The following is a 25,628-nucleotide window of genomic DNA, read 5'->3' as shown; positions in this document are numbered from 1 at the left end:
CGGACGGCGACACGCTCATGGCGCCGCTCCGTTCTGCTCGGCGGCGGCCAGGATCACCCGCGCCTGCTCGAGCTGTTCGTTGAAGCCGGCGCGCACCATGCCGCCGGCCGATTCGATGATGCAGTCGAAGCGGTCCAGTTCCGGGTCGCCGATGATCTCGGTATCCGGCGCCGCCGCCGCGCCCAGCGCGGCCACTTCGGCGCGCGCCTGCTCGGCCACGTCCGGGTGCACGCGCACCAACAGGTGCGGCTCGAACACCAGCTTCTGCATCGCTTCGGCCACCAGCGAGGCGACCAGGCGCTCGGCGCCGATCGCCGGCGCGATATGCCGCACCACGGCGATAGCGATCTCGCTGGAGCGCCGGCGCAGTTCCACCGTGGCGGCGGCGCGCGCCACCACCAGCGCCTCCAGCGCACGCGCGCAATCGCGCAGGCCGCGCTCGCGGCCTTCCACCAGGCCTTCGAACTTGGCCTGCGCGCGAATCTGCTCCACCTCTTCCTGCGCCTGGCGCAGGATCGCATTGGCCTCGTCCAGGATGCGCTGCGCCTCCTGCAGCGGCGTCCAGGCCGCTGCGGGAATCACGCCGCCGTCCAGCAGCAGCTGGAAGCGGTCGCGGTCGACGAACATGGCCTGGGCGTTCATTCGGCGTGGCTCTGTTCGGCGGGCGCTTCGACATCGGGCGGCGGCGCCAGCAAGGCGGCGAGCAGCGCCGGCACCGTGGCGGCCGGCAGCCAGGCTTCCTTCGCGCAAGGCAAGGCCGGCGCGCTGGCGTAGGCCAGGGCCAGGCGTTCGGCCAGCCGCGGGTCGCGGCGGCCGGCATGACCTAGGAATTCGATCTTGCCGCGCTCGTACACGGCCTCGCGCAAGGCGGCGGCGTCGCGCTCGCAGCGCTGGACCAGCGCGCGGCCCATGTTGCGCACCGCCTCGGGCGCGGGACCGCGCCAGGCATCGGCGGACTGCGCGCGCCGCCAGTGCTCCAGGCCCAGCGCCTCGCGCAGGAACAGCACGTCAGCGCGTTCCACCGTCACGCGCACCACGGGACCCAGCGCGATGGCGCCGAGTTCGCGCGTGAATGCATCCAGCTCGGCCTGCGGCCAGAGCAGCCAGGGTTCCTCGTCCGCCCATGCCGCCCAGCGCTCCTGGTCGGGCGCGAACACGCGCGGCTGCGCGCGCAGCGCGGCGCGCGCCAGCTGCCGGCGACCCAGCGCGGAGCCACGCGCCCGCTCCAGCAGCGGCGCCGGCAACGCCAGGCAGCGCGCCGGATGCAAACCGTCCAGCACGGTCCGCGCCTGGAAGCGGCGAATGGCGCGCTCAGCGCTCACCCGGAGCCTCGCGCCGCATCACTCCGCGCGACGGGTGGCCCATCAGCGCGCCGCGATTGCGCCATAGCAGCAGGCCGGCCAGCAGCACCGCCAGCGCGGCCAGGCCGACCAGCAGCAGCGAGGCAACGTCGCCGCGCATCACGCCCGAGCGCGCCGGCTGCACCGGTATCTCGCTGGGCGTGCGCTGGAAGAACTGCACGGTGACGCGGCTGGGATCGGTCAGTCCCTCGGTACCGGTCATCACCGCGGCCTTGATGTCCGGCGCGCGGCTCTCGATGCCGGCATTGGGCCGGGCGATGATCACCACCGAGGCCGAGCCGCTCACCGGCTTGTCCTCGATCGGACTCTTCTCCGGAATGGACAGGTACACGTACGCATCCACCACGCCGTCGAACTGCCGCAGCGTATTGCCCAGCTGCTGCTCGCGCGCGTAGACGAAGCGCTGCTTGTCCTCCAGCGGCGAGGACACGAAACCGTCCTTCTTGTAGATCTGCGCGATGTTGGCGATGCCCTGGTGCGGCAGGCCGGCGTCGCGCAGCACCGCCACCGCGGCGGGCATGTCGCGGCGATCGAGCATCACCCGCCAGCCCTCGCCGCGCTCGCCCGGTTCCTTCTGCGCATCCAGGCCGGCGTTGATCAGCGCCGCCACCACTTCGTTGGCCTGCTGCTCGTCCAGCTTGGCGTACAGCACGTCGCGGCTGCAGCCGGCGAGCAGCCCCAGCACGCAGGCCAGGGCCGCCAGCCGCAGGACAAGGGTTGCGAAACGCTTGGTCATCGCCGTAACACCTCAGGACTGCTGGCGGAACAATTGCTGCACGCCTTCCGAACTGCGGTTGGCGACATTGCTGGTCAGCTCCGCCTGGAACACCAGCTCGTGGCACTTCAGGGTCATGTCGATCACCTGGCTGGGCGAGAGATCGCGCCCGTTCGCCTTCATCGCTTCCGACAAACGCCCCAGCTCATTGGCGCGGCCATTGAGCGAGTCGAACTGGTTGAGCACCGCCTTGAACTCCGGCGACATCTCGTGCGGCACCGGCGTCACCTGCCCGGCCTGCACCGCATTGGCGGGCGCGGCGTCGGCGAAGGACTGGCGGAACTTGGCCACGTCGTCGGCGTGCGCCGGCGTAGCCACCTTCGGTTCCGTCGGCGCGAACTGGCCGACGTTGACCAGCTGGGTGGGATCCACGTTCATGGTCATGCCTCCTGGCACCAGGTGCGATTACTGCTTGCGGCCGAGGGTTTCCAGCGCCTGGCCGACCGCGTTGTTCGAGGTGGCGGCATTGGTGGAGAGGAACTGCATCTTCAGGCTCTCCGCGGTCAGCTGGGTCATCACCGAAGGCTGGTCCGAACCGTTCTCGCTCACCTGGGCGGAGAGATCGGTGACCTTCGACGCCTGGTGGTCCAGCGCATTGCCCCAGGCCTTGGCCATGGCTTCGAACCAGCTTTTGGACTGCTCGTCGCTGGCCGAACGGCCCGCGGCGGCCGAACCGCCGGCGATGGTGTTGTTGATGGTGGGGAACTGGGTGCCGCTGCCGTTGATGGGGTTATTGCTGCTCATGTTCGTCTCCTGGTGGTGACACTGCTCGCCTCAATGTCCGCCGGCGGCCTGCTGGGTCTTCGCCCCGATGGCGACGACCTGCCTGGCCGGGACGACGGGCGTCTCCGGTGCCGGAGCCGCGGCGGAGGCCGCGGATTCCGGCACGGCCGGCGGCAGCAGTACCGTCGCCGCCGCTTCGTCGAGCGGCTGCGGGGTCTGGTAGTCGTCGGCCTTGTCCAATTGCATGTAGCGGTTGTCCGGCATGCGCAGGAGGATGCTTCCCTCCGCGCTGACGGCAAGGAACACGCCGCCCTGCGGCAGCTTGTTGCCCACGTAGTAGCGCGACTCGTCGCGCGTCACGAGGTACGGCTCGCGCCCGCCCACGATGTGGCGGATGCGCTTGCCCGGATCGGGCTTGACCGGTTCCGGCGCGTGTTCGTCGTAGTTCTTCAGCGCCAGGGCCAGGCCGAGGGCATCGGCATTGAGATCCTGCATGTCGGTCGAGCCGAGCACGTCCTTCTTGACCTTCTCCGCCTTGGCGATGTCGCCGAAGTGGCCGACGACTTCGATGCCACCCTGGTCGAGCAGCTGGGTCTGCACGGTGTAACCGTGCATGGCGAAGATGTCGGTGACCTGCTTGGCCACGCTGGGCCAGTCGCGCACGGTCAGCTCGGTGGTCAGCCCCGCGTCGGACAGCTTGCGCTTGAGCTGCGGCAGCTGCGCTGCATTGCCCACCAGCCCGCGCAGCACCACGTGACCGCCTTCGCCGGCGAGGGCGCTGACGTGGCGCAGCGACAATCCGTTGAGGATCGCGCGCGCGCGCTCGAGCTGGTCGGACATGCTCGTCGCACGCACCGCCACCGCCGGATGGGTGACCTTCCAGCTGCCGGCCAGCACCAGCGCCGCTACCGCCAGCAGCAGGCCGGCCAGCGCCAGCACGCCGCGGCGGCGGCCGGCCAGCTGGCGGTCGGTGAGCGCGGGCAGCGTGTCGTCGCCGACGTCGCCCAGGCTTTGCCAGCGCTCGCTCCAATGCGGGCCGACCGCGAACTGCACCTCACCCAGGCGCACCAGGGCGAAGTGCTCCAGGCTGACGTTCTCGCCGATCGCGATGCGGCCGTCGTGGGTTTCCACTTCGCCGTCCATCGCGCGCAGCAGCACCTGGTCGCCGACCACGGTCAGCACGCAATGGTGATTGGCGATGCCGGCGTCGTTGAGGATCAGATCGCAGTCGTCGGCCTGCCCGATCATCAGGATGCCCCGCGGCGGCAGGCGCATCTCCGCACCCGCATGCAGCCCGCTGAACACACGCAAGGCCAGCTGCACCTTGGGCGGCTGGCTGGGGCGTTGGCGGGTGGCGGGCAGGGCGCTCATGGCATTACTCCGGGGGACGCTTCTGGGGCGTGGGAGCCGGTGCCGCCTGCGGCGGTTGCTGCACGATCACCGGCAACGGCGCCGGCTGCGTGACCTGGCTCTTCTTGTGGTTCCACCAGGCGTTGCGGTCGGCTTCCTGCTTGTCCAGCTGCTCCTGGCTTTCCATGCTCACCTGCGGCGAGCTGGGCGTCTGCTGGCCGTTGATGTGGTTGAGCATCACCAGGCGCGGCGTGATCAGGAACAGGCGCTCGGTATGCGCGCGCTGCTTCTGCACGGTCTTGAACAGGTAACCCAGCAGCGGGATGTCGCCGAGCAACGGAATCTTGTGCTCGTTGTTCTGCGACTGGTCCTGCACCAGGCCGCCGAGCAGCAGGCCCTGGCCGTCCTGGATCACCGCCTGCGTGTTGACCGCGTTCTGGCTGACGATCGGATAGGAGATGTCCTGCGCATCCTTGGCCGAATAGGTGATGTTGCCGTCCTCGATCTGCACCATCATGCGGATGCGCGGCGTGCCGTCTTCCATCACCAGGTGCGGCGTCACGCGCAGCGTGGTGCCGGCGGTGACGTTGTAGAGATCGGAGTTGTAGGCGCCGGACACCGGCACGTAGACCGACTGGTTGCTCTGGATCACCGCCTCGGCGTCGTTCATGGTGATTACCTGCGGGCGGGTGACCACGTGGGCGACGCCGTCGTCCTCCAGCGCATTGATGTTCGCCACGAACTTGGCGGGATTGCCCAGGATGGTGCCGATCTGGAAACCGTTGTTGAACAGCGGCGGCAGGCCGCTGGTATCGCCCAGGCCCAGCGCGGCCAGCAGCAGACCCTTGTTGTAGAGCGCGTCGGCCGTCGTCTGGTTGCCGCTGAGGAAACCCACCGTGGTGCGGTGGTTGCGGTAGAACCAGTTGATGCCGAGCTGGCGCGCCTTGGTCTTGTTGACGTCGATGATGGTGGCTTCGATCTCCACCATCTGCGGCGCCACGTCGAGCTGGCGGATCAGCTCGTCGTACATCGGCAGGCGGTCGGGCGTGTCGCGCACGATGATCGCGTTGCGGAAGCTGTCGGCGACGATGCGCGTGTCGCCGCTGCCGGCGATCGCTTCCACGCCGCCGCGCTGCGCGGTCGGCGCCAGCTGGGCTGCCGGCGGAGCGAGGCCGTCGTCGTCCTGCTGCGGCGGCACCGTGTAGTTGCCCAGCGGCGGCGGCGGCTGTTGCCCCTGGCCGGCCAGGCCCTGGCCACGCAGGCCGCGCTGGCGCGCGGAGGCCAGCCGCTCGCTGGCGCCGTTGAACTGGCCGTAGCTGGCCTGGTCGCTGACCAGCGCACGCAGCACGCTGGCCACGCCCGGCACGGTCACCTGGCGGTTGCCCAGGTTCATGCTGGTGTCCGAGGCCCAGGCGTACTTCAGCGGGTAGAACTTGAAGCGCGTGGTCTCGTGCTGGCCCAGGCCGGCGATGGTCAGCGACATCTGCTTGACCTGCTCGACGAAGCGCTTGGTGCCGGTGATGCTGACCAGGCCGGTGCTCGGCTCCATCTTCCACACGTTGCCGGTAGCGGCGTCGGCCCAGTTCACGCTGCCCATGGCCGAGACGAACTGCGGCTCCAGCGGCAGCGGCACGCTGGTGTAGTCGGTGACGCGCTCCGCATCGAGATAGACGTAGACGGCCGAGCCGTCCCAGTACGCCAGCAGGCCGTTGGTGTCGGCGATGCGGCGCCACACCTGGGCATAAGTCCCCTTGAAGGCGCCGTTGATGGTGCCGTTGCGCGCGGCGACCTGCGGGCTCAGCACCACTTCCAGGCCCTGGTCGTGGAAGAAGTCCGGCAGGATCTCGCGCAGCGTCTTGTCGGTCTGGATCTCAGTGGTGCTTTTCTTGAACGGTATCGCGGCCGCCTGCGCCAGCGCGGCGTACAGCATCAGGCCGAGCACGGCCACGCAGGCCAGCGCCCGCCGGGTGCTCATGCCCATCTTCCTGCCCCTGTCATCACCCATCGTCACGGATTCCTTGGCCTTAGAATGTCGCGGCCGTCAGACGGCCAGTTGTCCCACCGGCACCAGACGCAGGTCGGGTACCAGTTCCTGATACGAAAGCACCGGGATGTCGGCGTACTCGGCCTCGGTGAGCTTGCGCAGGTGGCGGCGCACGTCCATCGAGCTGAGCAGCACCATCGCGCTGCCGTGCTCGCCGCGTGCGTGTTCGCCGATCTGCGCCAGCAGGCGCGCGGCCAGGTCCGGCTCCACCGCCAGCTGGGTGCCGGCCGGGCCGGTGTGGACCGAGCGGCGCAGGCGCTCTTCCAGCTCCGGGCGCGCGACCAGCACGCGCAGCACGTGGTTGTCGTCGGCGTAGCGGTAGCTGAGGTGGCGGCGCAGTGCCATGCGCACGTATTCGGCCACCAGCACGATGTCCTTCTCGCGGCTGGCGGCGTCGGTGATCGCTTCGAACACGTCGCGCAGCTGGCGGATCGGCACGCGTTCCTCGACCAGGCGCTTGAGCACTTCGGCCACGCGCTGCGGCGACACCACGCGCAGCATCTCGCGCACCAGGTCGGGGTAGTCGCGGCTGAGGCCGTTGGAGAGATTGGAGGTTTCCTGGATGCCGACGAACAGCGACAAATGCCGCTCCAGCGCCATGCGGATGTGTTCGTGCAGCACCTGCTGCGCATCCAGCGCCTGGGCCTGGGCCTGGCGCGCACCGTCGCGCGGGATCCAGCGGCCGGGGAAGCCGCTCACGCCTTCCGGCGCCAGCGCCCCGGTCTCTGCCGAAGGCGCCGGCGGCAATGCGGCGCGACCGGGCAGGAACAGCTGGCCCGGACGCAGTGCGCCGTGCGCGATGCGCACGCCGTAGGCATACAGCGCGTAGCCCTGTTCGGGCAGCTGCAGGCCGGCGCGCAAGGCCGGCTTGGGCAGCGGCACGCCGTAGTCCTCGCGCAGGCCGCCCACCACCTGGCGCAGCAGGTTGCGCACCTGGTTGCTGCCCAGCGCCTGCAGCGCGGTCATGTGCACTTCCAGCAGCAGCGGCGCCGAGGGCAGCAGCACGTCGCTGTCGGCGACATCCGGCGGCAGCAGCTCGGCCTGGCTTTCCGGCACCTTGAACAGGCGGCGCAGGAAGCCCACGCGCTCGCGCATGCGCCAGGAGGCGATGCCGACCAGGATCACGCCCAGCGGCAGGAACACCACGATCGGAAAGCCCGGCACCAGCATCATGCCCAGCGCGATGCAGCCGATGATCATGGTCACCCGCGGCTCGCCGGAGATCTGGCGCGCGATGATCGCGCCGAGGTTGCGGTCCTCCTCGTCGCCCGCGGTGCGGGTGACGATCAGGCCGGCGGAGATCGAGGCGAGCAGGGCCGGGATCTGCGCGACCAGGCCGTCGCCGATGGTGAGCACGCTATAGGTATGCACGGCGTCGCCCACGCTCATGTCGTGCATCATCACGCCCACACCCAGGCCGCCGAGCAGGTTGATCACGATGATCACGATGCCGGCGATGGCGTCGCCCTTGACGAATTTCATGGCGCCGTCGAGCGAGCCGTGCAGCTGGCTTTCGATCTCCAGCAGGCGGCGGCGGCGGCGCGCCTCGTCCTTCTCGAGCAGGCCCGAGCGCAGGTCCGAGTCGATCGACAGCTGCTTGCCGGGCATGGCGTCCAGCGAGAAGCGCGCGGCGACTTCGGCGACGCGCTCGGCGCCCTTGGCCACCACGATGAACTGCACCACCGTGATGATCAGGAACACCACCAGGCCCACGATCAGGTTGCCGCCCACCACCATGTTGCCGAAGGTGTCGATGATGTGGCCGCCATCGGCATTGAGCAGGATCGAGCGGGTGATGGCGATCGACAGCGCCAGGCGGAACAGCGTGGTCAGCAGCAGCACGCTGGGGAAGCTGGAGAAGGCGACGGGCGTGGGGATATAGATGGCGATCAGCAGCAGGCCGACGCCTATGAGCATGTTGAGCGCCACCAGGGCGTCGATCGCCACCATCGGCAGCGGCAGGATCATCAGGCCGATGATCGCCACCACGCCGGCGACCAGCACCAGGTCGCTATAGCTGCGCGAACCGCCGGCGCCGGGCGCCAGCCGCGAGAAGATCGCTTCAAGCGCCATGGCGCATCCGCGTGCGGCGCATCGCGCGATCGGCGCCGCTCATCGCGACGCGAACACCGGCGACTTGCCACCTTGTAGGTCTCGCCACGCTGACCACGCACACCACTCCGGCAACCGGACACACTCGTCCATTGAGCGAATGGAAACGCCCTTTCCCACTGCCGTTGCCGATGACGCCGCGCACATGAAGGCGCGATCCGCTTCAGCCTGACGCCCCCTGTCGGCGCTCGGTGAAGTGGCAACCTACACAGCGCCCCTGAAAATCGGTACCTAGGGAAAACCCTAGGTTTTATGATTCACTTTCGTGAAAATGAAATTCACACCCGGGAGATAATCCAAACCAACGCTTCAATCACGCTATTTGCGTGATATTGATCACGCTATTTCGCATTGTCATCACGCCGTAATTCGGCGATCAGCTCCACCCGCTGCGCGGTCACCCCCAGCACCAGCCGGCGCTCGGCCGCATCCACCACCACTACGCGCTCGCGGGCGCCTACAGCCACGGCCTGCACCACTTTGAGCGGCCCGCCGGGGCCGCGCAGCGTCTGGCCCTTGCGCAGCCACCACAGCCATGCCAGCAGGGCCGCGCAGACCGCTATCAACGGTAATAAAAGGCCTAACCAGAGGCTGCCGCCCTCGGGGCTATCGGCGGCCAATGCGACGGACGGCCAAGTTAATCCGGCCATGACGTTGCTAAGTAATCTCTTCATGGCATTATTCCCATTCCAAAAAAGACAAATAAACCTGGCCACTGTGTCATTCGTCATGGGGGGCGAACGCGCGACACACCTGCTCGATCAAGGATCGTCACGATGCCTGTGACCCGGATTCACCGCAAGCCGACGCCCGCACGGAACGCGGCCGTCGACGCAGCACAGGGATATGCATGGATCGACGCGGTTCCGTGGCCCTGCATCGCGTTCGACCGACGCGACGGCACCGCCCTGGCGCACAACGAGGCCTTCCGCCAGGAATTCCCCCAGTTCGACGCCGCACCCTCGCGCGAACAGTTCGACGCCGCGTTCGAGCGCACCGGCGGCCAGGGCGGCAAGCCGATCTACTACGCCGCGCAGACGCGGCGCTGGTACCGCATCGAGAACAGCCCGCCGCGCACTGGCGCGCCGGCCGAGGCGCTGTTCATCACCAATATCAGCGAGTGCATCGACCTGTTGCGCCGCCACCAGGCGCAGCACGAGCAGCTGCTGTCCACCTCGCGCATGATGAGCGTGGGCGAGATGGCTACCACGCTGGCGCATGAACTCAACCAGCCGCTGGCCGCGGCGGTGAATTACCTGAGCGGCTGCGAGCAGCTGGCCGGCGAGGCGCCGGAATCCGGCCACCTGCTGCAGGGCATCCGCCTGGCCAAGCGCCAGGCCGAGCGCGCCGCGCAGATCATCGGCAGCATCCGCGAATTCGTGCGCAGCCGCGAGCCGCACCGGCAGAACCTGGATGCGCACGCACTGGTGCACGGCGTGATCGAGCTGCTGCGACTGGAGGCCGAGCAGTTCCAGGTCGCCATCGTGGACGCGCTGCCGGCCGACCTGCCGCCGGTCTTCGCCGACCGCGTGATGATCGAGCAGGTACTGCTCAACCTGATCAAGAACGCGATCGAGGCGATGCGCGAAACGCCGCCCGCGCGCCGCGGCATCCGCGTCACCGCGCGGGTGGACTACGACGGCATGGTGGAGATCCGCGTGGTCGACCAGGGCTGCGGCCTCGGCGCCGCCGACATGCAGCGGCTGTTCACGCCGCTGTACACCACCAAGCCCGACGGACTGGGGATCGGCCTGGCCATCTGCCGCTCGATCGTCGAGTACCACGAGGGACGCCTGTTCGCCGAACCGAACCCGGAAGGGCACGGCGGCTGCGCCATGGCGTTCACCGTGCCACGAGGGAACGCTGCATGACATCCGCCCATCATGGCACCCGCATCTACCTGGTCGACGACCACCAGGAGTTCCGCGACTCCTGTGTGTGGATCCTCGAGCAGACCGGCTTCGAGGTGCAGGCCTTTCCCAGCGCCGAAGCCCTGCTGAAGGAAATCACCCGCCACCCGCCGCCGGCGCGCAGCTGCGTGGTGAGCGACATCCGCATGCCCGGCATGAGCGGGCTGGAGCTGCAGAGCGAACTGGCCCATCGCGGCCTCGCGCTGCCGCTGATCTTCGTCACCGGCCATGGCGACGTGCCGCTGGCGGTGGATGCGATGCGCCATGGCGCCGCCAATTTCATCGAGAAGCCGTTCGATGCGCCGCTGCTGATCGAGGCGATCCAGTCGGCGCTGTCCGCGCACGCACCGCAGGCGGCCTCCGGCGCGCTGGCCAACCTGACCCGGCGCGAGCGGCAAGTGCTGGACGGGATCATGAGCGGCAAGCTCAACAAAGTGATCGCCGACGATCTGAAGATCAGCCCCAAGACCGTCGAGCTGCACCGCGCCAACCTGATGGCCAAGCTCGGTGCGCACAACGTGGTCGAGCTGACCCGCGCCGTGCTGGGCCAGGCTTGAGCATGGTCGCCATCGAGGCCGTCCCGGCCATGCTCCCGCCCGGCGAGGGCCTGCTCGCCGCCGCCCGTGCGCTGCTGTCGCGCGGCAACGTATTGGCGCAGGCGGATGCCGTCGGCGTACTCACCCTGCTGGCCGGTCGCGGCCAGCGCCATGCCGCCGGCTTGCCGTGCGTGCGCCTGGATCATGCCGGCGGCTCGTGCTGGCTCGCGCTGGAGCAGGAGCACGGCGAAAGCCCGCTGGGCGACGCGCGCTGGCAGGACTACGACGGCGAGGCGCGCCTGCTGGCGTGGTCGCTCGCGCACGAAGCCATGGTCGCGGCGCTGGGCGCACTGCTCGGACAAGAGCTGCTGCCCGCCGCCTTCCTGCCGATCGGCGGCGAGCGCGACAAGCTCTGGCTGAACCTGCTCTGGCAGGAACACGACGGCGGCAGCAGCGGCGGCTGGGTCGGCTTCGGCGAAGCGGACCTGCGCATGCTCGCCGCACGTTCCGAATGGCGGCAGGATCCGGCGCGGCCCGCGCTGATCGGCGATGTCAGCTCACTGTCGTTGCGCCTGGTCGTGCCGGGCCATGTGCTGGACGCCGCGGCCGCCGCCGCACTCGCGCCCGGCGACGTGCTGGTGATCGGCCAGGAAGCGGACTTCGAGGCGCGCCTGCAGCCGGACGACGAAAGCGCGCGCCACATTTTCGGCCTGCCCGAAGGCTGGCCCGTGCAGCGCCGCCAAGGCGAATGGCAGATCTCGCAGCGCCCCCTGCTGACGGCGGGCGGCGAGACGGCGCGTCCGCTGTTCCTGCTGACCCGGCTGAGCATGGGCCTGGACGACCTGGGCCAGCTGCGCCCCGGCAGCCTGCTCCAGGTCGACGGTGCGCTGGTCGGCGCCACCGTCGGGATCATGCTCGGCGGCCGGCGCTACGGCGAAGGCACGGTGGTGCGGCTGGGCGACTGGCTGGGCGTACGCATTGCGCAAAAGGACTGAGCATGGATTTCAACAGCTTCTCGCCGGCGCTGGTCATCACCATGGTGGTGGCGCTGGCGATGGCGCCGTTCGTCGCGGTGATGGTCACTTCGTTCACCAAGATCGTGGTGGTGCTGAGCCTGCTGCGCAACGCGCTGGGACTGCAGCAGGTGCCGCCGAACGTGGTGATCAACGGCCTGGCGATCATCCTGTCGATCTACGTGATGAATCCGGTGATCGGCGACAGCTACCGCGACGTGCAGACGCAGATGAGCACGCAGGCGCCGGGGCCGATGACCATGGAAAAGCTCGGCCAGCTGGTGCAGTCCGGCAAGGAGCCGCTGCGGCGCTTCCTGATCAAGCACAGCAACGAAGGCGAGCGCGGCTTCTTCCTGGCCAGCGCCAAGCGCCTGCTGCCGCCGGATCGCCAGGCCGACATCACTAACGAGGATTACCTGGTGATCGTGCCGGCGTTCACGGTGAGCGAGCTGACCCAGGCCTTCCAGATCGGCTTCCTGATCTTCCTGCCGTTCCTGGTGATCGACCTGGTGGTGTCCAACATCCTGTTGGCGATGGGCATGATGATGCTGTCGCCGACCATGGTGTCGCTGCCGTTCAAGCTGTTGCTGTTCGTGCTGCTCAGCGGCTGGGCCAAGCTGATCCATGGCCTGGTGATGACCTACCAATAGGAGGCGGGCATGTTCGATCAGGAAATCCAGCTTGCCCGCGAAGCCCTGTGGCTGGTGCTGGTGCTGTCCGCGCCGCCGATCCTCGCCGCGGCGATCGCCGGCCTGCTGGTGGCCTTCCTGCAGGCGGCCACGCAGATCCAGGAGCAGACCTTTCCCTACGCGGTGAAATTCGTGGTGGTGGTGGTGGCGCTGCTCGGTACCGCAGCGATGCTGGGCGGCACGCTGTTCAAGTTCGCCGACCGCCTGTTCAGCGGCTTCCCCGGCATGCTGCATTGAGCGCGCCATGACCGATGCGTTTTCCGTGCAGTACCTGGGCGACCAGCTCACCGGCGTGGCGCTGACCTTGCCGCGCATCGTCGCGGCTTTCCTGGTGCTGCCGCTGATGAGCTCGGAGACGGTGCCGGCGCTGGTGCGCAACAGCTTCTACGTGAGCCTGGCGATCCTGGCCTATCCGCTCGCCGCTGCGGCCAGCCCGAGCATGACGGTGATGACCGGCGCCAACTGGATCGCGGTGCTGGGCAAGGAAGTCTTCCTGGGCCTGTTGATCGGCTTCTGCTTCGGCCTGGTGTTCTGGGCGCTGGGCGCGGCCGGCGCGGTGATCGACACCAAGGCCGGCTCGTCGATGTCGATGGACATGGACCCGATCGCCGGCCAGCAGAGCACGCTGACCAGCGTATTCCTGATGCAGGTGGCGACGTGGCTGTTCATGGTCAGCGGTGCGTTCACCGTGTTCCTGGACCTGCTGATGTCCAGCTACGCGCTGTGGCCGGTGGCCAGCGTGCTGCCGCCGCTGAAGGCCGGCGGCATGGATTTCTTCATCGGCCAGTTCAATTATCTGATGACTGCCGTGCTGGTGCTGTCGGCGCCGGCGCTGGTGGTGATGTCGCTGGTGGATATCGCGCTGGGCCTGGTCAACCGCTACGCGCAGCAGCTCAATGTGTTCGCGCTGGCGATGCCGATCAAGGCATGGATGTCGACCTGGGTGCTGCTGCTGGCGCTGGGCGCGATGGTCGAAGTGGTGATGCGCAAGCTGTACGAGAACCGCGGTTTGCTCAAGGTGCTGCAGTCGATCCTGTAGTCACCTGTTCAAGCCTATTTTCCATTGGCCTATTTCCACTGGCCTATTTTCCATCGCGCGAATCGCGGATCGATTCGGCCCAGCGCAACAGCTCGGCCACCGCCTCGAAGAAATCGGACGGCAGGAATTCGTCCACTTCCACTTTCTCGTACAGGCCGCGCGCCAGCATGACGTTGCGCATGATCGGCACGCCGGCTTCCTCGGCGGCCTGGCGGATCAGCGCGGCTTCGTGGTCCTCGCCCTTGGCCACGATCACCGGCAGGTCGTCCTCGCCCTGCTGGTAGCGGATGGCGATCGCCAGGTGCGTGGGATTGGTCACCACCACGCTGGCGCTGCGCACGCCGGCCAGCGTGTTCTGCTGCGCCCACTCCTGGTGCAGCTGGCGGCGGCGGCCTTTCACCATCGGGTCGCCTTCGTTGTCCTTGAGCTCCTGCTTGATGTCGCGGCGGCTCATTTTCATCTTCCTGGTGAAGGCGTAGCGCTGGTAGAACGCATCGAGCACCGAGACGAAAAAGAATACGAAGATCACGCCGGTGGCCAGGCGCTTCACCGCAACCCAATGCGCCTCGCCCAGCATCTCCGGCGGTGCCTGCGGCAGCAGCGCGAACTGGCCGATCAGGGCGAACAGCACCCAGGCAAACAGGCCGATCAGCAGGCCGCTCTTGGCGATGGCCTTGATCACCTCGACCAGGTTCTCCTGCGAGAACAGCCGCTTGATGCCTTCGGCGGGATTGAGCCGACTGGCGTCGGGTTTGAGCTTCTTGGGCGCGAATACCGGCCCTACCTGCAGGAATTCCACCATCACGCCCACCGCCACGGCGCCCAGCAGGAAGGGCAGGGTGAGCCACAGGAAAGCTTCCAGCGTGGCCAGTCCCACCGTGTGCAGCGCCTGGCCAAATGGCTGATTGAGGCCCGCCAGGGTGGTATCGAACAATCCGGCGAGACGAGCGCGGATCAGCGGCATGCCCAGCATCACCATCAACAGCCAGGCGAGCACCAGGACCGTGCTGGTCAGCTCGCGGCTCTTGTGGACGTCGCCTTCCTTGCGGGCGTCGCGCAAGCGCTTGGGCGTCGGTTTTTCGGTGCGGTCACCGCTGTCCTTGTTCTGCCCGGCCATGAGTCCGCTCGCGCGCGTTGCGGTCAACCGATGCTACGGCCTGACGTTGGGCCTTCACCGTGACCGGGGCGCCAGTGTGGACAGGCTTGCGGCCGACGGCCACCTAGGGATTACCCCAGCTGATTCAGCGCCCAAGCGAGACCTAGACTGATGTCACGCATCGAATCCATACCTCCAGGTGCCATGAACCTTCCCGAAGTCCAGTCGCGTCCGCTCGCGCCGTCCCTCGATGTCGGCGCCCTGCATGCGCTGGCGGCCCAGGGACTGGCGCAGCGCCTGCCGGCAAGCCACGGCAGCCAGCTGCTGGGCCTGGACGTGTGGGCCGGCACCAGCGCGGCGGAGCGCCTGCTGGGCGGTACCGGTGCGGCGCCGCCGGGCGGCGGCGCGCAACTGGACCAGGTCGTCAGCCACATCCTGGCCCCGCTCGGCTGAGCCGGGCACGCGAGCGCCCGCATGAGCGCCCAGCTGCAACCTCTCGCTGCACCGCTGCTGGAAACCACGCGGCGGCTGATCGGCGCGCTACAGCATGAGCCTTCCGTCGAGATGCGCCTTGCCTTGGCCAAGCGCCTGGTGCGCCAGCTCGGCGACGAGGCCTATCCGGTCTTCCTGAAAGTCCTGCTGATCGTGGCCGAGAGCGAGGACTCGGCGGCAAAGCAGCTGGTGGCCGATCTGCTGGCGGCCGCCGCGCGGCGCATGGACCTGCCGAGCGGGCCGTTGAGCGCCTGGGGTGGCTCCAGCGGCGACGGCATGAGTTCGCTCACGCGCCGCCGCCTGCTCGGCCCGATCGAATACCTCACCGTGTGGCATTGCCAGCAGACGCAGCGCCCGATGCTGGAGGAAGCGCTGTACGCCGATGCGGTGCGCAAGCTGCTGGCGCTGTTCGACCTGAATCCGGAACTGCGCGAGCTCTACGCCGGCAAGCTCGGCTCCGACGCCGGCGGCGAACTGGAAGGCACCTACACCCGCGATACGCGCGACATCCTCAGCCGCCTGGCGCAGCGCTGGCGCAAGCCGGAAAGCACGCCCGACGAGGTGGTGCGCGCCGCGTTGCGCGGCGATGCGCCGAGCACGCCGGTGCCGCCGGGGTGGATCGTGCATCGGCTTTGAGCGCTCAGGCCCGGGCCGGTGCCGCCTCTGCGGCGACCCATTCGGCCGCGGCAAGTTCGAAGCGGCGGGCCGCCTTGCCGGCATACGTGCAAGACGCTGTTTCGCGGAAGCCGAGCCGCTCGAGTACGCGCGCCGCCGCTTCGTTGTCGGGGTGCGCATGCGCCGCCAACCTCGGCAGGCCAAGCGTTACGAAGGCATGCCGGCACAGCAGCCGGCCGCCTTCGATCACATACCAGCGGCCCCATGCCTCGGCCGTGAGGCGCGCACTGATCTCCACCTCGGCGGTCGCTTCGAGCGGCATGAGCGAGAAAGTGCCGAGGAATTCGCCGCCGACCACATCGGCGCGCCAGATGCCTAGGCCGCGATGCTTCGCATAGACCTGGTTGACCCAGGCCACCAGCGCGGCCACTTCGAAAAAGCGCGTCGGGCAATCGTCCAGCTGCAGCATGCGTGCCTGCGGCTGGGCGTATAGACGGCTGAGCCAGGGAATATCGCCATAGCTGAGCTGGCGCAGGCGGATGCGGCGGCTGCGGGCGATTTCCACGCCGACGGCCGGCGCCGCGGAGCGCGCCGTGACTTGCCGTTCCGCCGTGTCGCTCATGGCCGCGCCCCCGTGGAATCTTTCGGGACTCTGGCGCGCGGCGCGCGTTCAAGCTAGCTGGGGCTTTCCCCAGGGCTGCGCATCACAGCGCGACGAAACCTTGCGGCGTCAGCTTGATGCCGCGCAGGTCGACGCCCATTTTCCGCGCGGTGCCGTTCACGCCGTCCTGCAGCCGGGCCAGGCTGGCCGGATCGCCCTTGCGCTGCAGTTCGCTGCGCGTGGCCGAGGCGATCATCGCCAGATAACCGAAGGTCTCGGCCATCTCCTGCTTCTGCGCATCGGGCATGGCGACGAAGCGCGGATTGCGCGCCAGCGCCCGCTGCATGTTGCGGCGGACGGCGTCGATGCCGGCGCGGTTCTGCGCGATGCTGCCGTTGTTCACCACTTCCCAGGACAGCACCAGGTACGCGGTGAAGGCATCCGCCACGTTGTGGCTGTCGTAGCCGTACTGCCGCAGCAGCGTGTCGAACTTCGCCAGCATGTCGTCGCGCGCCAGCGCCTGGCGGTAGGTATCCGGCTGGTGGCCGCCGAACTGCCGGGCGATGCGGTCGAGCACCTGCGCGCTCACTTCGGAGGAAGGCCGGAACTGCAGTGCCGCGAGATCGGCCGCGCTTGCGGGACCGGCGGCGCCGCGATGCGCCGTCCGTTCGGACGAGCGTCCCTGCTGCAGGATCACATCGCCCATCACGTTGGAGCCGATCACCGAATTGTTGAGCACCATGCCCTGGCCCATGCCCACGGTGGCGCCGGCGTCGTATTGCGCCTGCGCCGTGCCCGCCAGGAGCAGCAGCAAGGTCGCGAGCAGTGAGCGTTTCATCGGATGGCTCCCACGAAAAACAGCGCGGGGGCATGGTAGCCCCCGCGCGTGAACAACCGGTGCAGCCGCCGCCTCAGTTCTTGCGGGCCAGCGTGGTCAGGCCGTCGCCGATGGTCTTGATCGAGTTGCTGAAGGAGTTCGACAGGATGCCGAACATCTGCGACTGCGCGGAGAACTCGGCATTGAGCTGCTGGAACACCTGCGCATCGTCCTTGCCGGTGTGCTGCGACATCTGGTCGGTCAGGTCGACCAGGTGCTGCGCCTGCTGGCCGAGCATCTTGCCCATCGCCTTGGCGATCGCCACCAGCCAGCTCTCGCCGGCGCCGTCGGCGTCCTTGTCGGAGCTGCTCTTGAGCGTGCGCATCAGCGACTCGTTGTTGATGACGCTCTGGATGTCCTTGGTCATCGCATCCTGCAGGTCGCTGCGGAAGCGATCGGCGTCGCCGGTGTAGGCACCGTTCGCACCCTGGTGATTGGCGGCATTGATCACGTCGTTGGTCGCCTGCGACAGCGAGCTGGCATCCCAGCCGTCGAGCGAGGCGCTGCTGTTGCTGGAGAACGACGCCTTGAACGCATCGCTGGCGAAGGTGCCGGTACCCGGGCCGAACTGCTGGTTGATCACATTGGTGAACGCCTCGCCGGCGATCTGGCGCGCGGCCGAACGGAGCAGCAGGGACGAGCCACCGCTGAGCGAGGCGGAGGTCGCATTCAGGGCAAGATTGGCAACCGAGTTGAAATTGAGGTCGAGCGACATGGCGATTCCTCTGCATCATGGGTAAGGGAATGAGTGGCTCATCCGGCGCGCCCCTCGACGCTTGATGGCCTCGCCCCGTGCAGACAGGAACTCCTTCTCCGTCCTGCCATAGCCCCCGGGCCGTGCGCTGAAGTATCCGCGGGCGCCCGGCAGCGACCAGCTAGGTCGAACCCTAGATAGGGATATCCCCATGGGATCTGCCCGGCCGGCGCAAAGCGCTTGTCATGCGTATGTGCTGACGCCGATCGCGGGCACAAAAAAACCGCGCCTGGCGCGGTTCCTGGCCGTTCGCCGCTGTCGGCGAAGGAATGAATGGTGGCTAGAGGCGGGATCGAACCGCCGACCTCAGCATTATGAGTGCCGCGCTCTAACCATCTGAGCTACCTAGCCACGGTAAGGTCTTCGCCCGGCGGGCGCGGAAGCACCAGGGCGAGGGCGCGAAAGTTTAGTCGGCCTTAGCCATGGGTTCAAGTCTCCGGTGTTCGGCCTCGGCTTGCCGGTGCTTCCGGGGCGTGGTTGAATCGGTCGCGGGAACAAGGTGTTGCCGGCATCAAGGCAAGCGCCTGACCTAGGAGAAGACATGATCGACGTCGATGGCTACCGTCCGAATGTGGGCATCGTGCTGCTGAATACAGACGGCCGCCTGTTCTGGGCGCGCCGCGTCAATCGTGATGGCTGGCAGTTCCCCCAGGGCGGCATGCGCAGCGACGAAACCCCGCTGGAGGCCATGTATCGCGAACTGGCCGAGGAAACCGGCCTGGCCCCCGCCGACGTCGAAGTGATCGGCGCCACCCGCGGCTGGCTGCGCTACAAGCTGCCCAACCGCTATATCCGGCACCACCAGCGCCCCATGTGCATCGGCCAGAAGCAGGTGTGGTTCCTGCTGCGCCTGGTCGGCAGCGAGGAGGCCTTCTGTCTCGACGGCTGTGAGAAACCCGAGTTCGACCACTGGCGCTGGGTGGATTTCTGGTATCCGGCCAATCACGTGGTCAATTTCAAGCGCCAGGTCTACGAGCGGGCGCTGCGCCAGTTCGCCCCCCTGGTCGAGACCCTGCTGAGCATCCAGCTCGGCAACCTGCCGCGGCAGGACGAGGCCGAGCGCCCCGGCGGCGGACCGGGCTGCCAGGCGGCCTGAATACCGGCTCCGGTCGTCCGGGCACGTCAGTTGACAATCATTCGCATTTGCGTTCCCATACGCCGCATGTACATCTGCATGTGCAACGCCGTTACCGACCACGACATCCGCCGCGCCGCGGCCGATGGCGTGCACACGTTCGCCGAGCTGCAGGCCCGCACCGGCTGCTCGGACTGCTGCGGCTGCTGCGAGCAGGAAGCCCGCGCGACGCTCGACAAGGCGGTCGAGCAGGTGCTGCTGCAGCTGCCCGTCGTCACCGCTTAATACCGTCCCCACGGTTATGTTTGCGCCCGCGGTTCGCCGCGGGCGCTTTCGTGTGAGCGAAGCATTCCTATTTGCGTTCCATCATGGCCCGGCGCGGATCCGTATAGTCGCCAGTTGCAGCGATCAGGAGACAACACCATGAAGGGCGACACCAAGGTCATCGAATTCCTCAACAAGGTGCTCTACAACGAGCTCACCGCGATCAACCAGTACTTCCTGCATTACCGCATGTTCAAGGACTGGGGCTACGGCGAGCTGGCCTCGCACGAGTACAAGGAATCGATCGAGGAAATGAAGCACGCCGACCACCTGATCGAGCGCATCCTGTTCCTCGAAGGCCTGCCCAACCTGCAGCACCTGGGCAAGCTGCGCATCGGCGAGAACGTGCTCGAATGCATCCAGGGCGACCTCGACCTGGAGATGGCCGCGGTGAAGGACCTGCGCGAAGCGATCGCCTACAGCGAAGGCATCGCCGACTACGTCAGCCGCGACATCTTCAAGGGCATCCTGCACGACGAGGAAGAGCACATCGACTGGCTGGAAACCCAGTTCGGCCTGATCAAGGACATCGGCGCCGAGCGCTACCTGCAGAGCAAGATGTCCAGCTGATTCGTCACGATCCGGACATAAACGTCCCGGAATTATCGTGAAATACCGGGAACGGCCGCCGAAGCGTGCGGCCGTTCCTTGACGCTCTCGTCACGGCGCGGCTATACCGTGTTTTTTCCCGGGAAAGCCCCCGCATGGCTTCACGTCCACCACCGCGCTTCGTCGTGCGACCGCACGACATGGCCGGCCAGCGCCGTCGGCGGATCTGGCTGGGCGCGGCGTGGTTCGCCAGCGTGCTGCTGGCGGCCGTGCTCACCGGCCTGCTGGTCGGGCACTCCACCCCCGCGGCCTCCGAGCGCCGCCAGCTGCAGGCGCTGAGCACCGAGAACGAAGACCTCAAGCAGCAGGTCTCCAACCTGCAGCGCGCCGCCCAGGTCAACGACATCGCCAACCATTCGCTGCGCAACACGCTGGCCGAGCGCGAGGAAGAAGTCAGCGGCCTGCGCGCCGACCTCGATTTCTACGGCCGCCTGGTCGGCGGCGACGCCCAGCGCGGCGGCCTGCGCATCCAGAACGTGCGGGTGCAGCCGATCAGCGGCACGCAGGGCTGGAACCTCACCGTCTCGCTGACCCAGAACGCCAAGCGCGGCGAGGACACCAGCGGCACCGCCACGGTCAGCATCGAAGGCCTGCGCGCCGACAAGGTGGTGCGGCTGGACTGGCCCGCGCTCGGCGACACCGCGCAGAAGGACGGCCTGCCGTTTCGCCTGAAGTATTTCCAGGAACTGCACGCCACCATCGTGCTGCCGGCGGATTTCCGCCCCAATCGCGTGTACGTCAGCGCGCAGCCCGCGGGCGACGATGCGGTCAACCGAACCGTCGCCTGGACCGATGCCCTCGGCGGCACTCTTACCAAACCAGGGGATTCCCATGCTCAACCGTAAGCGCAACGAACGCGTCAGCGTTCCTTCCTCCTCCCACGACACCAGCCTGATCGCCCGCGGCACGGTGATCCAGGGCGACCTGCGCTTCAGCGGCGCGCTGCACCTGGACGGCCGCATCGAAGGCGCCGTGCTGGGCGAAGGCCCGGACGCGGTGTTCACCCTCAGCGAGCAGGGCCAGGTGCACGGCGACATCCGCGTGCCGCACGCCATCATCAACGGCCACGTGCAGGGCGACATCCACATCGAGGAGCGCCTGGAACTGGCGCCGCAGGCCCGCATCCAGGGCGACGTGCACTACAAGACCCTGGAAATGGCCGCCGGCGCCCAGGTGAACGGCCGCATGTCCCACCGCGCCGGCGACGCCCCGCGCGAGCTGCCCTCGCCGGAAGAGCTGGGCGAGCCGGTTCCCGCCTGAGCCGGCGCCGAACGCGGTATCCTTGCGCATCGCCCGCCGCAGCCCCATGTGATCGCGATGGATACCGTCGTTCCCTTTCCCACTGTTCCCGACTACCGCAGCGCCGGTGCCCCGCTGGTGTTCACCGAGGCCGCCGCGCACAAGGTGCGCGAGCTGATCCAGGAAGAAGGCAATCCCTCGCTGAAGCTGCGCGTGTACATCACCGGCGGCGGCTGCTCCGGCTTCCAGTACGGCTTCACCTTCGACGAAGCCCAGGCCGAGGACGATTTCGCGCTGGAGCGCGAGGGCGTCACCCTGCTGGTCGACCCGCTCTCGCTGCAATATCTCACCGGCGCCGAGATCGACTACTCGGAAAGCCTCAGCGGCTCGCAGTTCGTGATCCGCAATCCCAACGCCAAGACCACCTGCGGCTGCGGCTCCTCTTTCTCCGCCTAAAGGTCTCCCGGGCATGGACAGCAAGACCCTGCCGCGCCCCAACACCTTCGCCGGCCTCAGCCTGATCCTCGACCGCGTCGCCGAGCGGCGCGAAGAGCTGGCCTGGGTCGCCGAGCAGGGCGCCTCGGCGCAGGCGCGTTACCTGCTGCTGGACGGCCTCGGCGAAACCTGGCTGCGCAACGGCAGTGACACGCTGCGCTGGCTGGACGCCGCCGAGCGCGAGCGCCTGCTCGCCGATGTCGACGCCAGCCTGCTCGGCTTCGCCGACGGGCACCCGCACTTCATGCTGGCACTGGACGATGTCGAGCGCGCCGCCGCGCTGGACAGCACACTCGACGCCCGCCGCGCCAGCCTGCGCGACGCCGGCCTGCGCCTGAGCGCGGACGAGGCCGGCCTGTTCGCCTACGCCAAGGGCCTGGCGCACTGGCAGCGCGAGACGCGATTCTGCGCGCGCTGCGGTTCGCCGCTGGTGCTGGTCGCTTCCGGCCATCGCGCGCAATGCACCAACGCCGACTGCGGCCGACTGCATTTCCCGCGCACCGACGCGGCGATCATCGTGCTGGTGGAACACGAAGGCGCCTGCCTGCTCGGCCGCCAGGCCGGCTGGCCGCCGGGGCGCTATTCCACCCTGGCCGGCTTCGTCGAACCCGGCGAGGCGCTGGAAGACGCCGTGCGCCGCGAAGTCGCCGAGGAATCCGGCGTCGAGGTGGGCGAGGTCTATTACCACTCCTCGCAACCGTGGCCGCTGCCGGCCTCGCTGATGGTCGGCTTCATGGCCCGCGCGATCTCGCCGGCAATCCGCCTGCGCGACGACGAACTGGAAGACGCGCGCTGGTTCACCCCGCGGCAGATCGTCGACGGCTTGAACGACGGCAGCTTCCTGCCGTCGCCGCGCCTGTCCGTGTCCTATCACCTGCTCGCGCACTGGCTGCAGTGGCGTGCCGGCCTGGACCTCGACGTGCTGGTCGAACAGGCGCGCGCGCAGCGGGCCGCGCCGGCGCGCTGACGCCGCGCACGACCAACGACGTATAAAGAAAGAACGGCCCGCGCAGCGCTCGGCTGTCGCACACTCCTCGCTACAATGCGGCCAACGCAAGGGAGTCCGCACCGATGGCCGTCAGCCTGCTCACCGCCCTCATCGCCCTAGGCCTGCTGCATCTGCAGCCGGCGCTCGCGCACTGGCGCGGCGATGGCGGCTTCCGCCGCTGGGTGGCCCAGCTGGGCGACGCCAGTGGCGCCGGCCGTACCGTGCTCGCGCTGATCGTGCCGGTGGTGCTGTGCCTGCTGGCGATCTGGCTGATCGGCCTGCTGCCGATGCGCGACCTGATCCTGCTGGCGTTCTCGCTGGCGGTGCTGCTGTATTGCTTCGGCCCGCACGCGTACGAGGCCGATCTCGAAGCCATCCTCAAGGCGCCCGACGGCGTCAGCCGCCAGGCTGCGGTGCAGGCGCTGTCGGACGACGGCGAGCCGATCGCCTGGAATGCCGTCTCCGTGGGCGAAGCCGTGGCCTACGCCGCGCTGCGCCGCCGCTTCGGCGTGCTGTTCTGGTTCTTCGTGCTGGGCCCGGCCGGCGCGCTGCTGTACCGGCTGGCGCAGACGCTGAGCCACGACGCGTCGCTGCGCCTGGACAGCGAAGCGCAGGCGCTGGCGCGCCGCCTCGCGCATGGCCTGGACTGGCTGCCGGCGCAGCTGATGGTGTTCACCCTGGCCCTGGTCGGCCACTGGGATGCCGTGATCGGCGCCTGGCGCCAGTGGCACCGGCAGGCCATTCCCGGCAGCTGGCTGCGCGAAGGTCCCGGCTTCCTCGGCGCCGCCGCGCGCGCCGACATCGAAGTGGACATCGAAGCCGGCGACGGCTATGCCGAGGAACGCACCGACGTGCTCGGCGAACTGCGTCGCCTGCGCAGCGCGCTGCTGCGCGCGCTGCTGGCCTGGCTCAGCGTGGTAGCGCTGATCGTGGTGGCCGGCTGGCTGCACTGAGCCGCCGGCTCCCCATCTGGCTTGATTGAATCAGGCCTTGTCGCCGCGCAGGACGCGCACCCGCTCTTCCAGCAGCGACAACTGCGCATCCGCCGGCGCGACCGGCTCGCCCACCACCAGCTCTACCCGTGCACGGAATCGCCGCGGCAGGCGCGCCCGCCGCAGCATGTCGTCGCGACGGCTCCATACGCTGCCCCACAGGCCGCGCAGCGCCATCGGCACCACCGGCACCGGGCGCCGCTGCAGGATCTGCGCGACGCCGGGACGGAACGTCGCCACCTCGCCGTCCTTGGTCAGCCCACCTTCCGGGAAGATGCACACCAGCTCGCCATCGGCCAGCGCCGCGTCGACCTCATCGAAGGCCTTGCGCAGCACCTCCGGATCTTCCTTCTGTCCCGCGATCGGAATCGCCTTCGCCGTGCGGAACACGAAGTTGAGCAGCGGAATCTTGAAGATCTTGTAGTACATGACGAAGCGCGCCGGCCGGCGCAGGTTCGCCATCAGCAGCAGCGGGTCCATGAAGCTGACGTGGTTGCACACCAGCAGCGCCGGCCCTTCCTCGGGAATGTGTCGCGTGCCGTCCACGCGCACCCGATACAGCGTGTTCACCAGCACCCAGGTGATGAAGCGCATCAGGAACTCGGGCACCAGGGTGAAGATGTACACCGCCACCGCGATATTGAGCAGCGCCGTGGCCAGGAAGATCTGCGCCGGCGTCAGCCCCGCTGCGCTCAGGCCCAGGCCGAAGCCGGAAGCGACGCAGATCCACAGCGCATTGAGAATGTTGTTGCCCGCGATGATGCGCGACAACTGCTCACGCGGTGCCCGGCTCTGCACGAAGGCGAACAGCGGCACCACGTAGAAGCCGGCGAACATGCCGACCAGGGTGAGATCCAGCGCGATACGCCAGCTGCCAGGCGAGTGCAGAAAGGCGGTCCAGTCCAGGCCGTGCATGGCGGCCAGGCCGGAGCGCGCGAAGTACAGGTCCACGCCGAACACGGTCAGGCCGAACGCACCCAGCGGCACCAGGCCCACTTCCACGCGACGCCCGGACATGCGCTCGCACAGCAGCGAACCGATGCCGGTGCCGATCGAGAACAGCGTCAGCACCAAGGTATTCACCGAGCCGTCGCCGCCCAGGTTCAGGCGCGTGTAGTTCGGCAACTGCGAGATCAGCACGGTGCCGAAGAACCAGAACCAGGAAATGCCCAGCACCGCGTTGAATACCGCGCGGTCGGCGCGGGTGAGCTTCAGCACCTTCAACGTTTCGGTGTACGGGTTCCAGCTGAAGCGCAGATCCGGCGCGGTGGCCGGCGCCGAGGGAATCTGCCGCGAGGCCAGATAGCCGATACACGCCACCAGGATCGTCAGCGAAGACGCCGCCACTGGTCCGAAGCCGACGATCAGCATCAGCGCGTTGCCGGCGATCATGCCGATCAGCATGGCCAGCTGCGTGCCCATCTCGACCAGGCCGTTGCCGCCGACCAGCTCCTGCGGTTTGAGCGCCTGCGGCAGGATCGCGTACTTGATCGGCCCGAACACCGTCGAGTGCAGGCCCATCAGGAACAGCACCGCGAGCAGCAAGGAGATGTGGTGGGTATAGAAACCCACCGCCGCCAGCAGCATCGCGCCGATCTCGAACAGCTTGACGAAGCGGATGATGCGCGTCTTCTCGTACTTCTCGGCCAGCTGTCCCGCGGTGGCGGAGAACAGGAAGTACGGCAGGATGAACAGCGCCGGCGCCAGGCTGGTGTAGAGCGACACCGTGTGGTCGTCCAGCCCCATCTGGAACGCCACCAGCATGACCATGGCGTTGCGGAACGCGTTGTCGTTGAACGCGCCCAGCGCCTGGGTCCAGAAGAAGGGCGCGAAGCGACGGCTGCCCAGCAGGGAAAACTGGCTCATGCGGGTCCTTGGCATCGGAGCGATGCGGCATAGCCTAGCGGGAAACCTGGCGC

Annotated in this window: 30 protein-coding genes and 1 tRNA gene; 16 read left to right on the top strand and 15 right to left on the bottom strand. The window is 68.1% G+C overall.

The genetic code is table 11. From position 1 onward, the window contains the following. Positions 1–15: 15 nt before the first annotated feature. From BM172_RS09755 to fliO, 9 genes are all read right to left on the bottom strand, one after another. Positions 16–642, bottom strand: coding sequence for a FliH/SctL family protein (locus tag BM172_RS09755; protein ID WP_026635353.1), 627 nt, complete (start codon positions 640–642; stop codon positions 16–18). Further along, on the bottom strand, positions 639–1,322 hold the full coding sequence (locus BM172_RS09750) for a hypothetical protein (protein WP_026635352.1): 684 nt from the start codon (positions 1,320–1,322) through the stop codon (positions 639–641). Before BM172_RS09750 ends, BM172_RS09755 begins: the two co-directional genes overlap by 4 nt. Further along, on the bottom strand, positions 1,312–2,097 hold the full coding sequence (locus BM172_RS09745; protein WP_051548700.1) for a hypothetical protein: 786 nt from the start codon (positions 2,095–2,097) through the stop codon (positions 1,312–1,314). Before BM172_RS09745 ends, BM172_RS09750 begins: the two co-directional genes overlap by 11 nt. 12 nt (positions 2,098–2,109) lie before the next feature. Further along, complete coding sequence (locus tag BM172_RS09740) at positions 2,110–2,514, bottom strand: hypothetical protein (RefSeq protein ID WP_143096495.1); 405 nt, start codon at positions 2,512–2,514, stop codon at positions 2,110–2,112. Positions 2,515–2,541: 27 nt separating this feature from the next. Next, positions 2,542–2,880: a hypothetical protein gene (locus tag BM172_RS09735; protein WP_197022866.1), complete on the bottom strand. Its 339-nt coding sequence runs from the start codon at positions 2,878–2,880 to the stop codon at positions 2,542–2,544. Between the two features lie 30 nt (positions 2,881–2,910). Further along, positions 2,911–4,230 (bottom strand): FHA domain-containing protein, encoded by a 1,320-nt coding sequence (locus tag BM172_RS09730; RefSeq protein WP_026635350.1) that lies wholly within the window; start codon positions 4,228–4,230, stop codon positions 2,911–2,913. A gap of 4 nt (positions 4,231–4,234) precedes the next feature. Further along, positions 4,235–6,184, bottom strand: coding sequence for a type III secretion system outer membrane ring subunit SctC (gene sctC, locus BM172_RS09725; protein ID WP_026635349.1), 1,950 nt, complete (start codon positions 6,182–6,184; stop codon positions 4,235–4,237). A 66-nt stretch (positions 6,185–6,250) separates the two neighbouring features. Then, entirely contained in the window at positions 6,251–8,326 is a 2,076-nt protein-coding gene (sctV, locus tag BM172_RS09720; protein WP_051548696.1) for a type III secretion system export apparatus subunit SctV, read from the bottom strand. A 380-nt stretch (positions 8,327–8,706) separates the two neighbouring features. Further along, complete coding sequence (fliO, locus tag BM172_RS09715) at positions 8,707–9,039, bottom strand: flagellar biosynthetic protein FliO (protein WP_090423572.1); 333 nt, start codon at positions 9,037–9,039, stop codon at positions 8,707–8,709. A gap of 102 nt (positions 9,040–9,141) precedes the next feature. On the opposite strand from fliO, the gene BM172_RS09710 reads away from it, so the two are divergent. The 6 genes from BM172_RS09710 to sctT are packed head-to-tail and all read left to right on the top strand — an operon-like array spanning position 9,142 to position 13,552. Next, on the top strand, positions 9,142–10,236 hold the full coding sequence (locus BM172_RS09710; RefSeq protein ID WP_051548691.1) for a sensor histidine kinase: 1,095 nt from the start codon (positions 9,142–9,144) through the stop codon (positions 10,234–10,236). After that, complete coding sequence (locus tag BM172_RS09705; protein WP_026635346.1) at positions 10,233–10,832, top strand: response regulator transcription factor; 600 nt, start codon at positions 10,233–10,235, stop codon at positions 10,830–10,832. Before BM172_RS09710 ends, BM172_RS09705 begins: the two co-directional genes overlap by 4 nt. 2 nt (positions 10,833–10,834) lie before the next feature. Further along, on the top strand, positions 10,835–11,806 hold the full coding sequence (locus BM172_RS09700) for a FliM/FliN family flagellar motor switch protein (RefSeq protein WP_026635345.1): 972 nt from the start codon (positions 10,835–10,837) through the stop codon (positions 11,804–11,806). Between the two features lie 2 nt (positions 11,807–11,808). Then, positions 11,809–12,474 (top strand): type III secretion system export apparatus subunit SctR, encoded by a 666-nt coding sequence (sctR, locus tag BM172_RS09695; RefSeq protein WP_026635344.1) that lies wholly within the window; start codon positions 11,809–11,811, stop codon positions 12,472–12,474. A gap of 9 nt (positions 12,475–12,483) precedes the next feature. After that, a complete protein-coding gene (gene sctS, locus BM172_RS09690) occupies positions 12,484–12,750 on the top strand; it encodes a type III secretion system export apparatus subunit SctS (RefSeq protein WP_026635343.1) in 267 nt (88 codons plus the stop codon). 7 nt (positions 12,751–12,757) lie between these two features. Continuing rightward, positions 12,758–13,552 (top strand): type III secretion system export apparatus subunit SctT, encoded by a 795-nt coding sequence (sctT, locus tag BM172_RS09685; RefSeq protein WP_051548689.1) that lies wholly within the window; start codon positions 12,758–12,760, stop codon positions 13,550–13,552. A gap of 43 nt (positions 13,553–13,595) precedes the next feature. Here the strand turns inward: sctT and sctU are convergent, their stop codons facing one another. Continuing rightward, positions 13,596–14,669: a type III secretion system export apparatus subunit SctU gene (sctU, locus tag BM172_RS09680; protein WP_026635342.1), complete on the bottom strand. Its 1,074-nt coding sequence runs from the start codon at positions 14,667–14,669 to the stop codon at positions 13,596–13,598. Positions 14,670–14,852: 183 nt separating this feature from the next. On the opposite strand from sctU, the gene BM172_RS09675 reads away from it, so the two are divergent. Together BM172_RS09675 and BM172_RS09670 are read left to right on the top strand one after the other, a co-directional pair. Then, complete coding sequence (locus BM172_RS09675; protein ID WP_026635341.1) at positions 14,853–15,101, top strand: hypothetical protein; 249 nt, start codon at positions 14,853–14,855, stop codon at positions 15,099–15,101. A gap of 21 nt (positions 15,102–15,122) precedes the next feature. Next, on the top strand, positions 15,123–15,776 hold the full coding sequence (locus BM172_RS09670; RefSeq protein ID WP_026635340.1) for a hypothetical protein: 654 nt from the start codon (positions 15,123–15,125) through the stop codon (positions 15,774–15,776). Positions 15,777–15,780: 4 nt separating this feature from the next. On the opposite strand, the gene BM172_RS09665 is transcribed toward BM172_RS09670, so the two are convergent. From BM172_RS09665 to BM172_RS09650, 4 genes are all read right to left on the bottom strand, one after another. After that, complete coding sequence (locus tag BM172_RS09665; RefSeq protein ID WP_051548687.1) at positions 15,781–16,377, bottom strand: GNAT family N-acetyltransferase; 597 nt, start codon at positions 16,375–16,377, stop codon at positions 15,781–15,783. 82 nt (positions 16,378–16,459) lie between these two features. Then, complete coding sequence (locus BM172_RS09660) at positions 16,460–17,194, bottom strand: DUF6683 family protein (RefSeq protein ID WP_026635339.1); 735 nt, start codon at positions 17,192–17,194, stop codon at positions 16,460–16,462. Between the two features lie 73 nt (positions 17,195–17,267). Further along, positions 17,268–17,948: a hypothetical protein gene (locus BM172_RS09655; protein WP_026635338.1), complete on the bottom strand. Its 681-nt coding sequence runs from the start codon at positions 17,946–17,948 to the stop codon at positions 17,268–17,270. A gap of 313 nt (positions 17,949–18,261) precedes the next feature. Beyond that, positions 18,262–18,338, bottom strand: a tRNA-Met gene (locus tag BM172_RS09650). Between the two features lie 190 nt (positions 18,339–18,528). On the opposite strand from BM172_RS09650, the gene BM172_RS09645 reads away from it, so the two are divergent. From BM172_RS09645 to ampE, 8 genes are all read left to right on the top strand, one after another. Then, the gene (locus BM172_RS09645) at positions 18,529–19,083 is read left to right on the top strand and encodes an RNA pyrophosphohydrolase (RefSeq protein ID WP_026635337.1); all 555 of its coding nucleotides are present in this window, start codon (positions 18,529–18,531) and stop codon (positions 19,081–19,083) included. Positions 19,084–19,149: 66 nt separating this feature from the next. Then, entirely contained in the window at positions 19,150–19,347 is a 198-nt protein-coding gene (locus tag BM172_RS09640; protein ID WP_026635336.1) for a (2Fe-2S)-binding protein, read from the top strand. A 138-nt stretch (positions 19,348–19,485) separates the two neighbouring features. Further along, positions 19,486–19,956: a bacterioferritin gene (gene bfr / locus BM172_RS09635; RefSeq protein WP_026635335.1), complete on the top strand. Its 471-nt coding sequence runs from the start codon at positions 19,486–19,488 to the stop codon at positions 19,954–19,956. Between the two features lie 134 nt (positions 19,957–20,090). After that, positions 20,091–20,840 (top strand): DUF6776 family protein, encoded by a 750-nt coding sequence (locus tag BM172_RS09630; protein WP_026635334.1) that lies wholly within the window; start codon positions 20,091–20,093, stop codon positions 20,838–20,840. After that, entirely contained in the window at positions 20,827–21,255 is a 429-nt protein-coding gene (locus BM172_RS09625) for a bactofilin family protein (RefSeq protein WP_026635333.1), read from the top strand. The genes BM172_RS09630 and BM172_RS09625 overlap by 14 nt, the downstream gene beginning before the upstream one ends. 57 nt (positions 21,256–21,312) lie before the next feature. Beyond that, the gene (gene erpA / locus BM172_RS09620; protein ID WP_026635332.1) at positions 21,313–21,690 is read left to right on the top strand and encodes an iron-sulfur cluster insertion protein ErpA; all 378 of its coding nucleotides are present in this window, start codon (positions 21,313–21,315) and stop codon (positions 21,688–21,690) included. Positions 21,691–21,703: 13 nt separating this feature from the next. After that, on the top strand, positions 21,704–22,696 hold the full coding sequence (nudC, locus tag BM172_RS09615) for an NAD(+) diphosphatase (RefSeq protein WP_026635331.1): 993 nt from the start codon (positions 21,704–21,706) through the stop codon (positions 22,694–22,696). A 104-nt stretch (positions 22,697–22,800) separates the two neighbouring features. Further along, complete coding sequence (ampE, locus tag BM172_RS09610; RefSeq protein ID WP_026635330.1) at positions 22,801–23,670, top strand: regulatory signaling modulator protein AmpE; 870 nt, start codon at positions 22,801–22,803, stop codon at positions 23,668–23,670. 30 nt (positions 23,671–23,700) lie between these two features. Here ampE and BM172_RS09605 read toward each other — a convergent pair whose 3' ends face one another. Further along, positions 23,701–25,575 (bottom strand): MFS transporter, encoded by a 1,875-nt coding sequence (locus BM172_RS09605; RefSeq protein ID WP_026635329.1) that lies wholly within the window; start codon positions 25,573–25,575, stop codon positions 23,701–23,703. Positions 25,576–25,628: the final 53 nt, after the last annotated feature.

It is taken from the genome of Dyella marensis, from assembly GCF_900112865.1.
Lineage (GTDB): Bacteria > Pseudomonadota > Gammaproteobacteria > Xanthomonadales > Rhodanobacteraceae > Dyella_D > Dyella_D marensis_A.
The sequence above is the reverse complement of the archived record's forward strand: the minus strand, read 5'-3'. Positions and strand labels throughout refer to the sequence as shown.

Bases quoted from the DNA above. Each gene is read 5' to 3' on its own strand.
- BM172_RS09700 (WP_026635345.1), top strand. From the start codon at position 10,835: ATGGTCGCCATCGAGGCCGTCCCGGCCATGCTCCCGCCCGGCGAGGGC.
- erpA (WP_026635332.1), top strand. From the start codon at position 21,313: ATGGATACCGTCGTTCCCTTTCCCACTGTTCCCGACTACCGCAGCGCC.
- sctT (WP_051548689.1), top strand. From the start codon at position 12,758: ATGACCGATGCGTTTTCCGTGCAGTACCTGGGCGACCAGCTCACCGGC.
- bfr (WP_026635335.1), top strand. From the start codon at position 19,486: ATGAAGGGCGACACCAAGGTCATCGAATTCCTCAACAAGGTGCTCTAC.
- sctR (WP_026635344.1), top strand. From the start codon at position 11,809: ATGGATTTCAACAGCTTCTCGCCGGCGCTGGTCATCACCATGGTGGTG.
- BM172_RS09755 (WP_026635353.1), bottom strand. From the start codon at position 642: ATGAACGCCCAGGCCATGTTCGTCGACCGCGACCGCTTCCAGCTGCTG.
- BM172_RS09625 (WP_026635333.1), top strand. From the start codon at position 20,827: ATGCTCAACCGTAAGCGCAACGAACGCGTCAGCGTTCCTTCCTCCTCC.
- BM172_RS09675 (WP_026635341.1), top strand. From the start codon at position 14,853: ATGAACCTTCCCGAAGTCCAGTCGCGTCCGCTCGCGCCGTCCCTCGAT.
- BM172_RS09745 (WP_051548700.1), bottom strand. From the start codon at position 2,097: ATGACCAAGCGTTTCGCAACCCTTGTCCTGCGGCTGGCGGCCCTGGCC.
- BM172_RS09740 (WP_143096495.1), bottom strand. From the start codon at position 2,514: ATGAACGTGGATCCCACCCAGCTGGTCAACGTCGGCCAGTTCGCGCCG.
- BM172_RS09660 (WP_026635339.1), bottom strand. From the start codon at position 17,194: ATGAAACGCTCACTGCTCGCGACCTTGCTGCTGCTCCTGGCGGGCACG.
- BM172_RS09665 (WP_051548687.1), bottom strand. From the start codon at position 16,377: ATGAGCGACACGGCGGAACGGCAAGTCACGGCGCGCTCCGCGGCGCCG.
- BM172_RS09630 (WP_026635334.1), top strand. From the start codon at position 20,091: ATGGCTTCACGTCCACCACCGCGCTTCGTCGTGCGACCGCACGACATG.
- BM172_RS09670 (WP_026635340.1), top strand. From the start codon at position 15,123: ATGAGCGCCCAGCTGCAACCTCTCGCTGCACCGCTGCTGGAAACCACG.
- BM172_RS09640 (WP_026635336.1), top strand. From the start codon at position 19,150: ATGTACATCTGCATGTGCAACGCCGTTACCGACCACGACATCCGCCGC.
- BM172_RS09655 (WP_026635338.1), bottom strand. From the start codon at position 17,948: ATGTCGCTCGACCTCAATTTCAACTCGGTTGCCAATCTTGCCCTGAAT.
- sctU (WP_026635342.1), bottom strand. From the start codon at position 14,669: ATGGCCGGGCAGAACAAGGACAGCGGTGACCGCACCGAAAAACCGACG.
- ampE (WP_026635330.1), top strand. From the start codon at position 22,801: ATGGCCGTCAGCCTGCTCACCGCCCTCATCGCCCTAGGCCTGCTGCAT.
- BM172_RS09605 (WP_026635329.1), bottom strand. From the start codon at position 25,575: ATGAGCCAGTTTTCCCTGCTGGGCAGCCGTCGCTTCGCGCCCTTCTTC.
- BM172_RS09705 (WP_026635346.1), top strand. From the start codon at position 10,233: ATGACATCCGCCCATCATGGCACCCGCATCTACCTGGTCGACGACCAC.
- sctC (WP_026635349.1), bottom strand. From the start codon at position 6,184: ATGAGCACCCGGCGGGCGCTGGCCTGCGTGGCCGTGCTCGGCCTGATG.
- nudC (WP_026635331.1), top strand. From the start codon at position 21,704: ATGGACAGCAAGACCCTGCCGCGCCCCAACACCTTCGCCGGCCTCAGC.
- fliO (WP_090423572.1), bottom strand. From the start codon at position 9,039: ATGAAGAGATTACTTAGCAACGTCATGGCCGGATTAACTTGGCCGTCC.
- BM172_RS09730 (WP_026635350.1), bottom strand. From the start codon at position 4,230: ATGAGCGCCCTGCCCGCCACCCGCCAACGCCCCAGCCAGCCGCCCAAG.
- BM172_RS09735 (WP_197022866.1), bottom strand. From the start codon at position 2,880: ATGAGCAGCAATAACCCCATCAACGGCAGCGGCACCCAGTTCCCCACC.
- BM172_RS09645 (WP_026635337.1), top strand. From the start codon at position 18,529: ATGATCGACGTCGATGGCTACCGTCCGAATGTGGGCATCGTGCTGCTG.
- BM172_RS09710 (WP_051548691.1), top strand. From the start codon at position 9,142: ATGCCTGTGACCCGGATTCACCGCAAGCCGACGCCCGCACGGAACGCG.
- sctS (WP_026635343.1), top strand. From the start codon at position 12,484: ATGTTCGATCAGGAAATCCAGCTTGCCCGCGAAGCCCTGTGGCTGGTG.
- sctV (WP_051548696.1), bottom strand. From the start codon at position 8,326: ATGGCGCTTGAAGCGATCTTCTCGCGGCTGGCGCCCGGCGCCGGCGGT.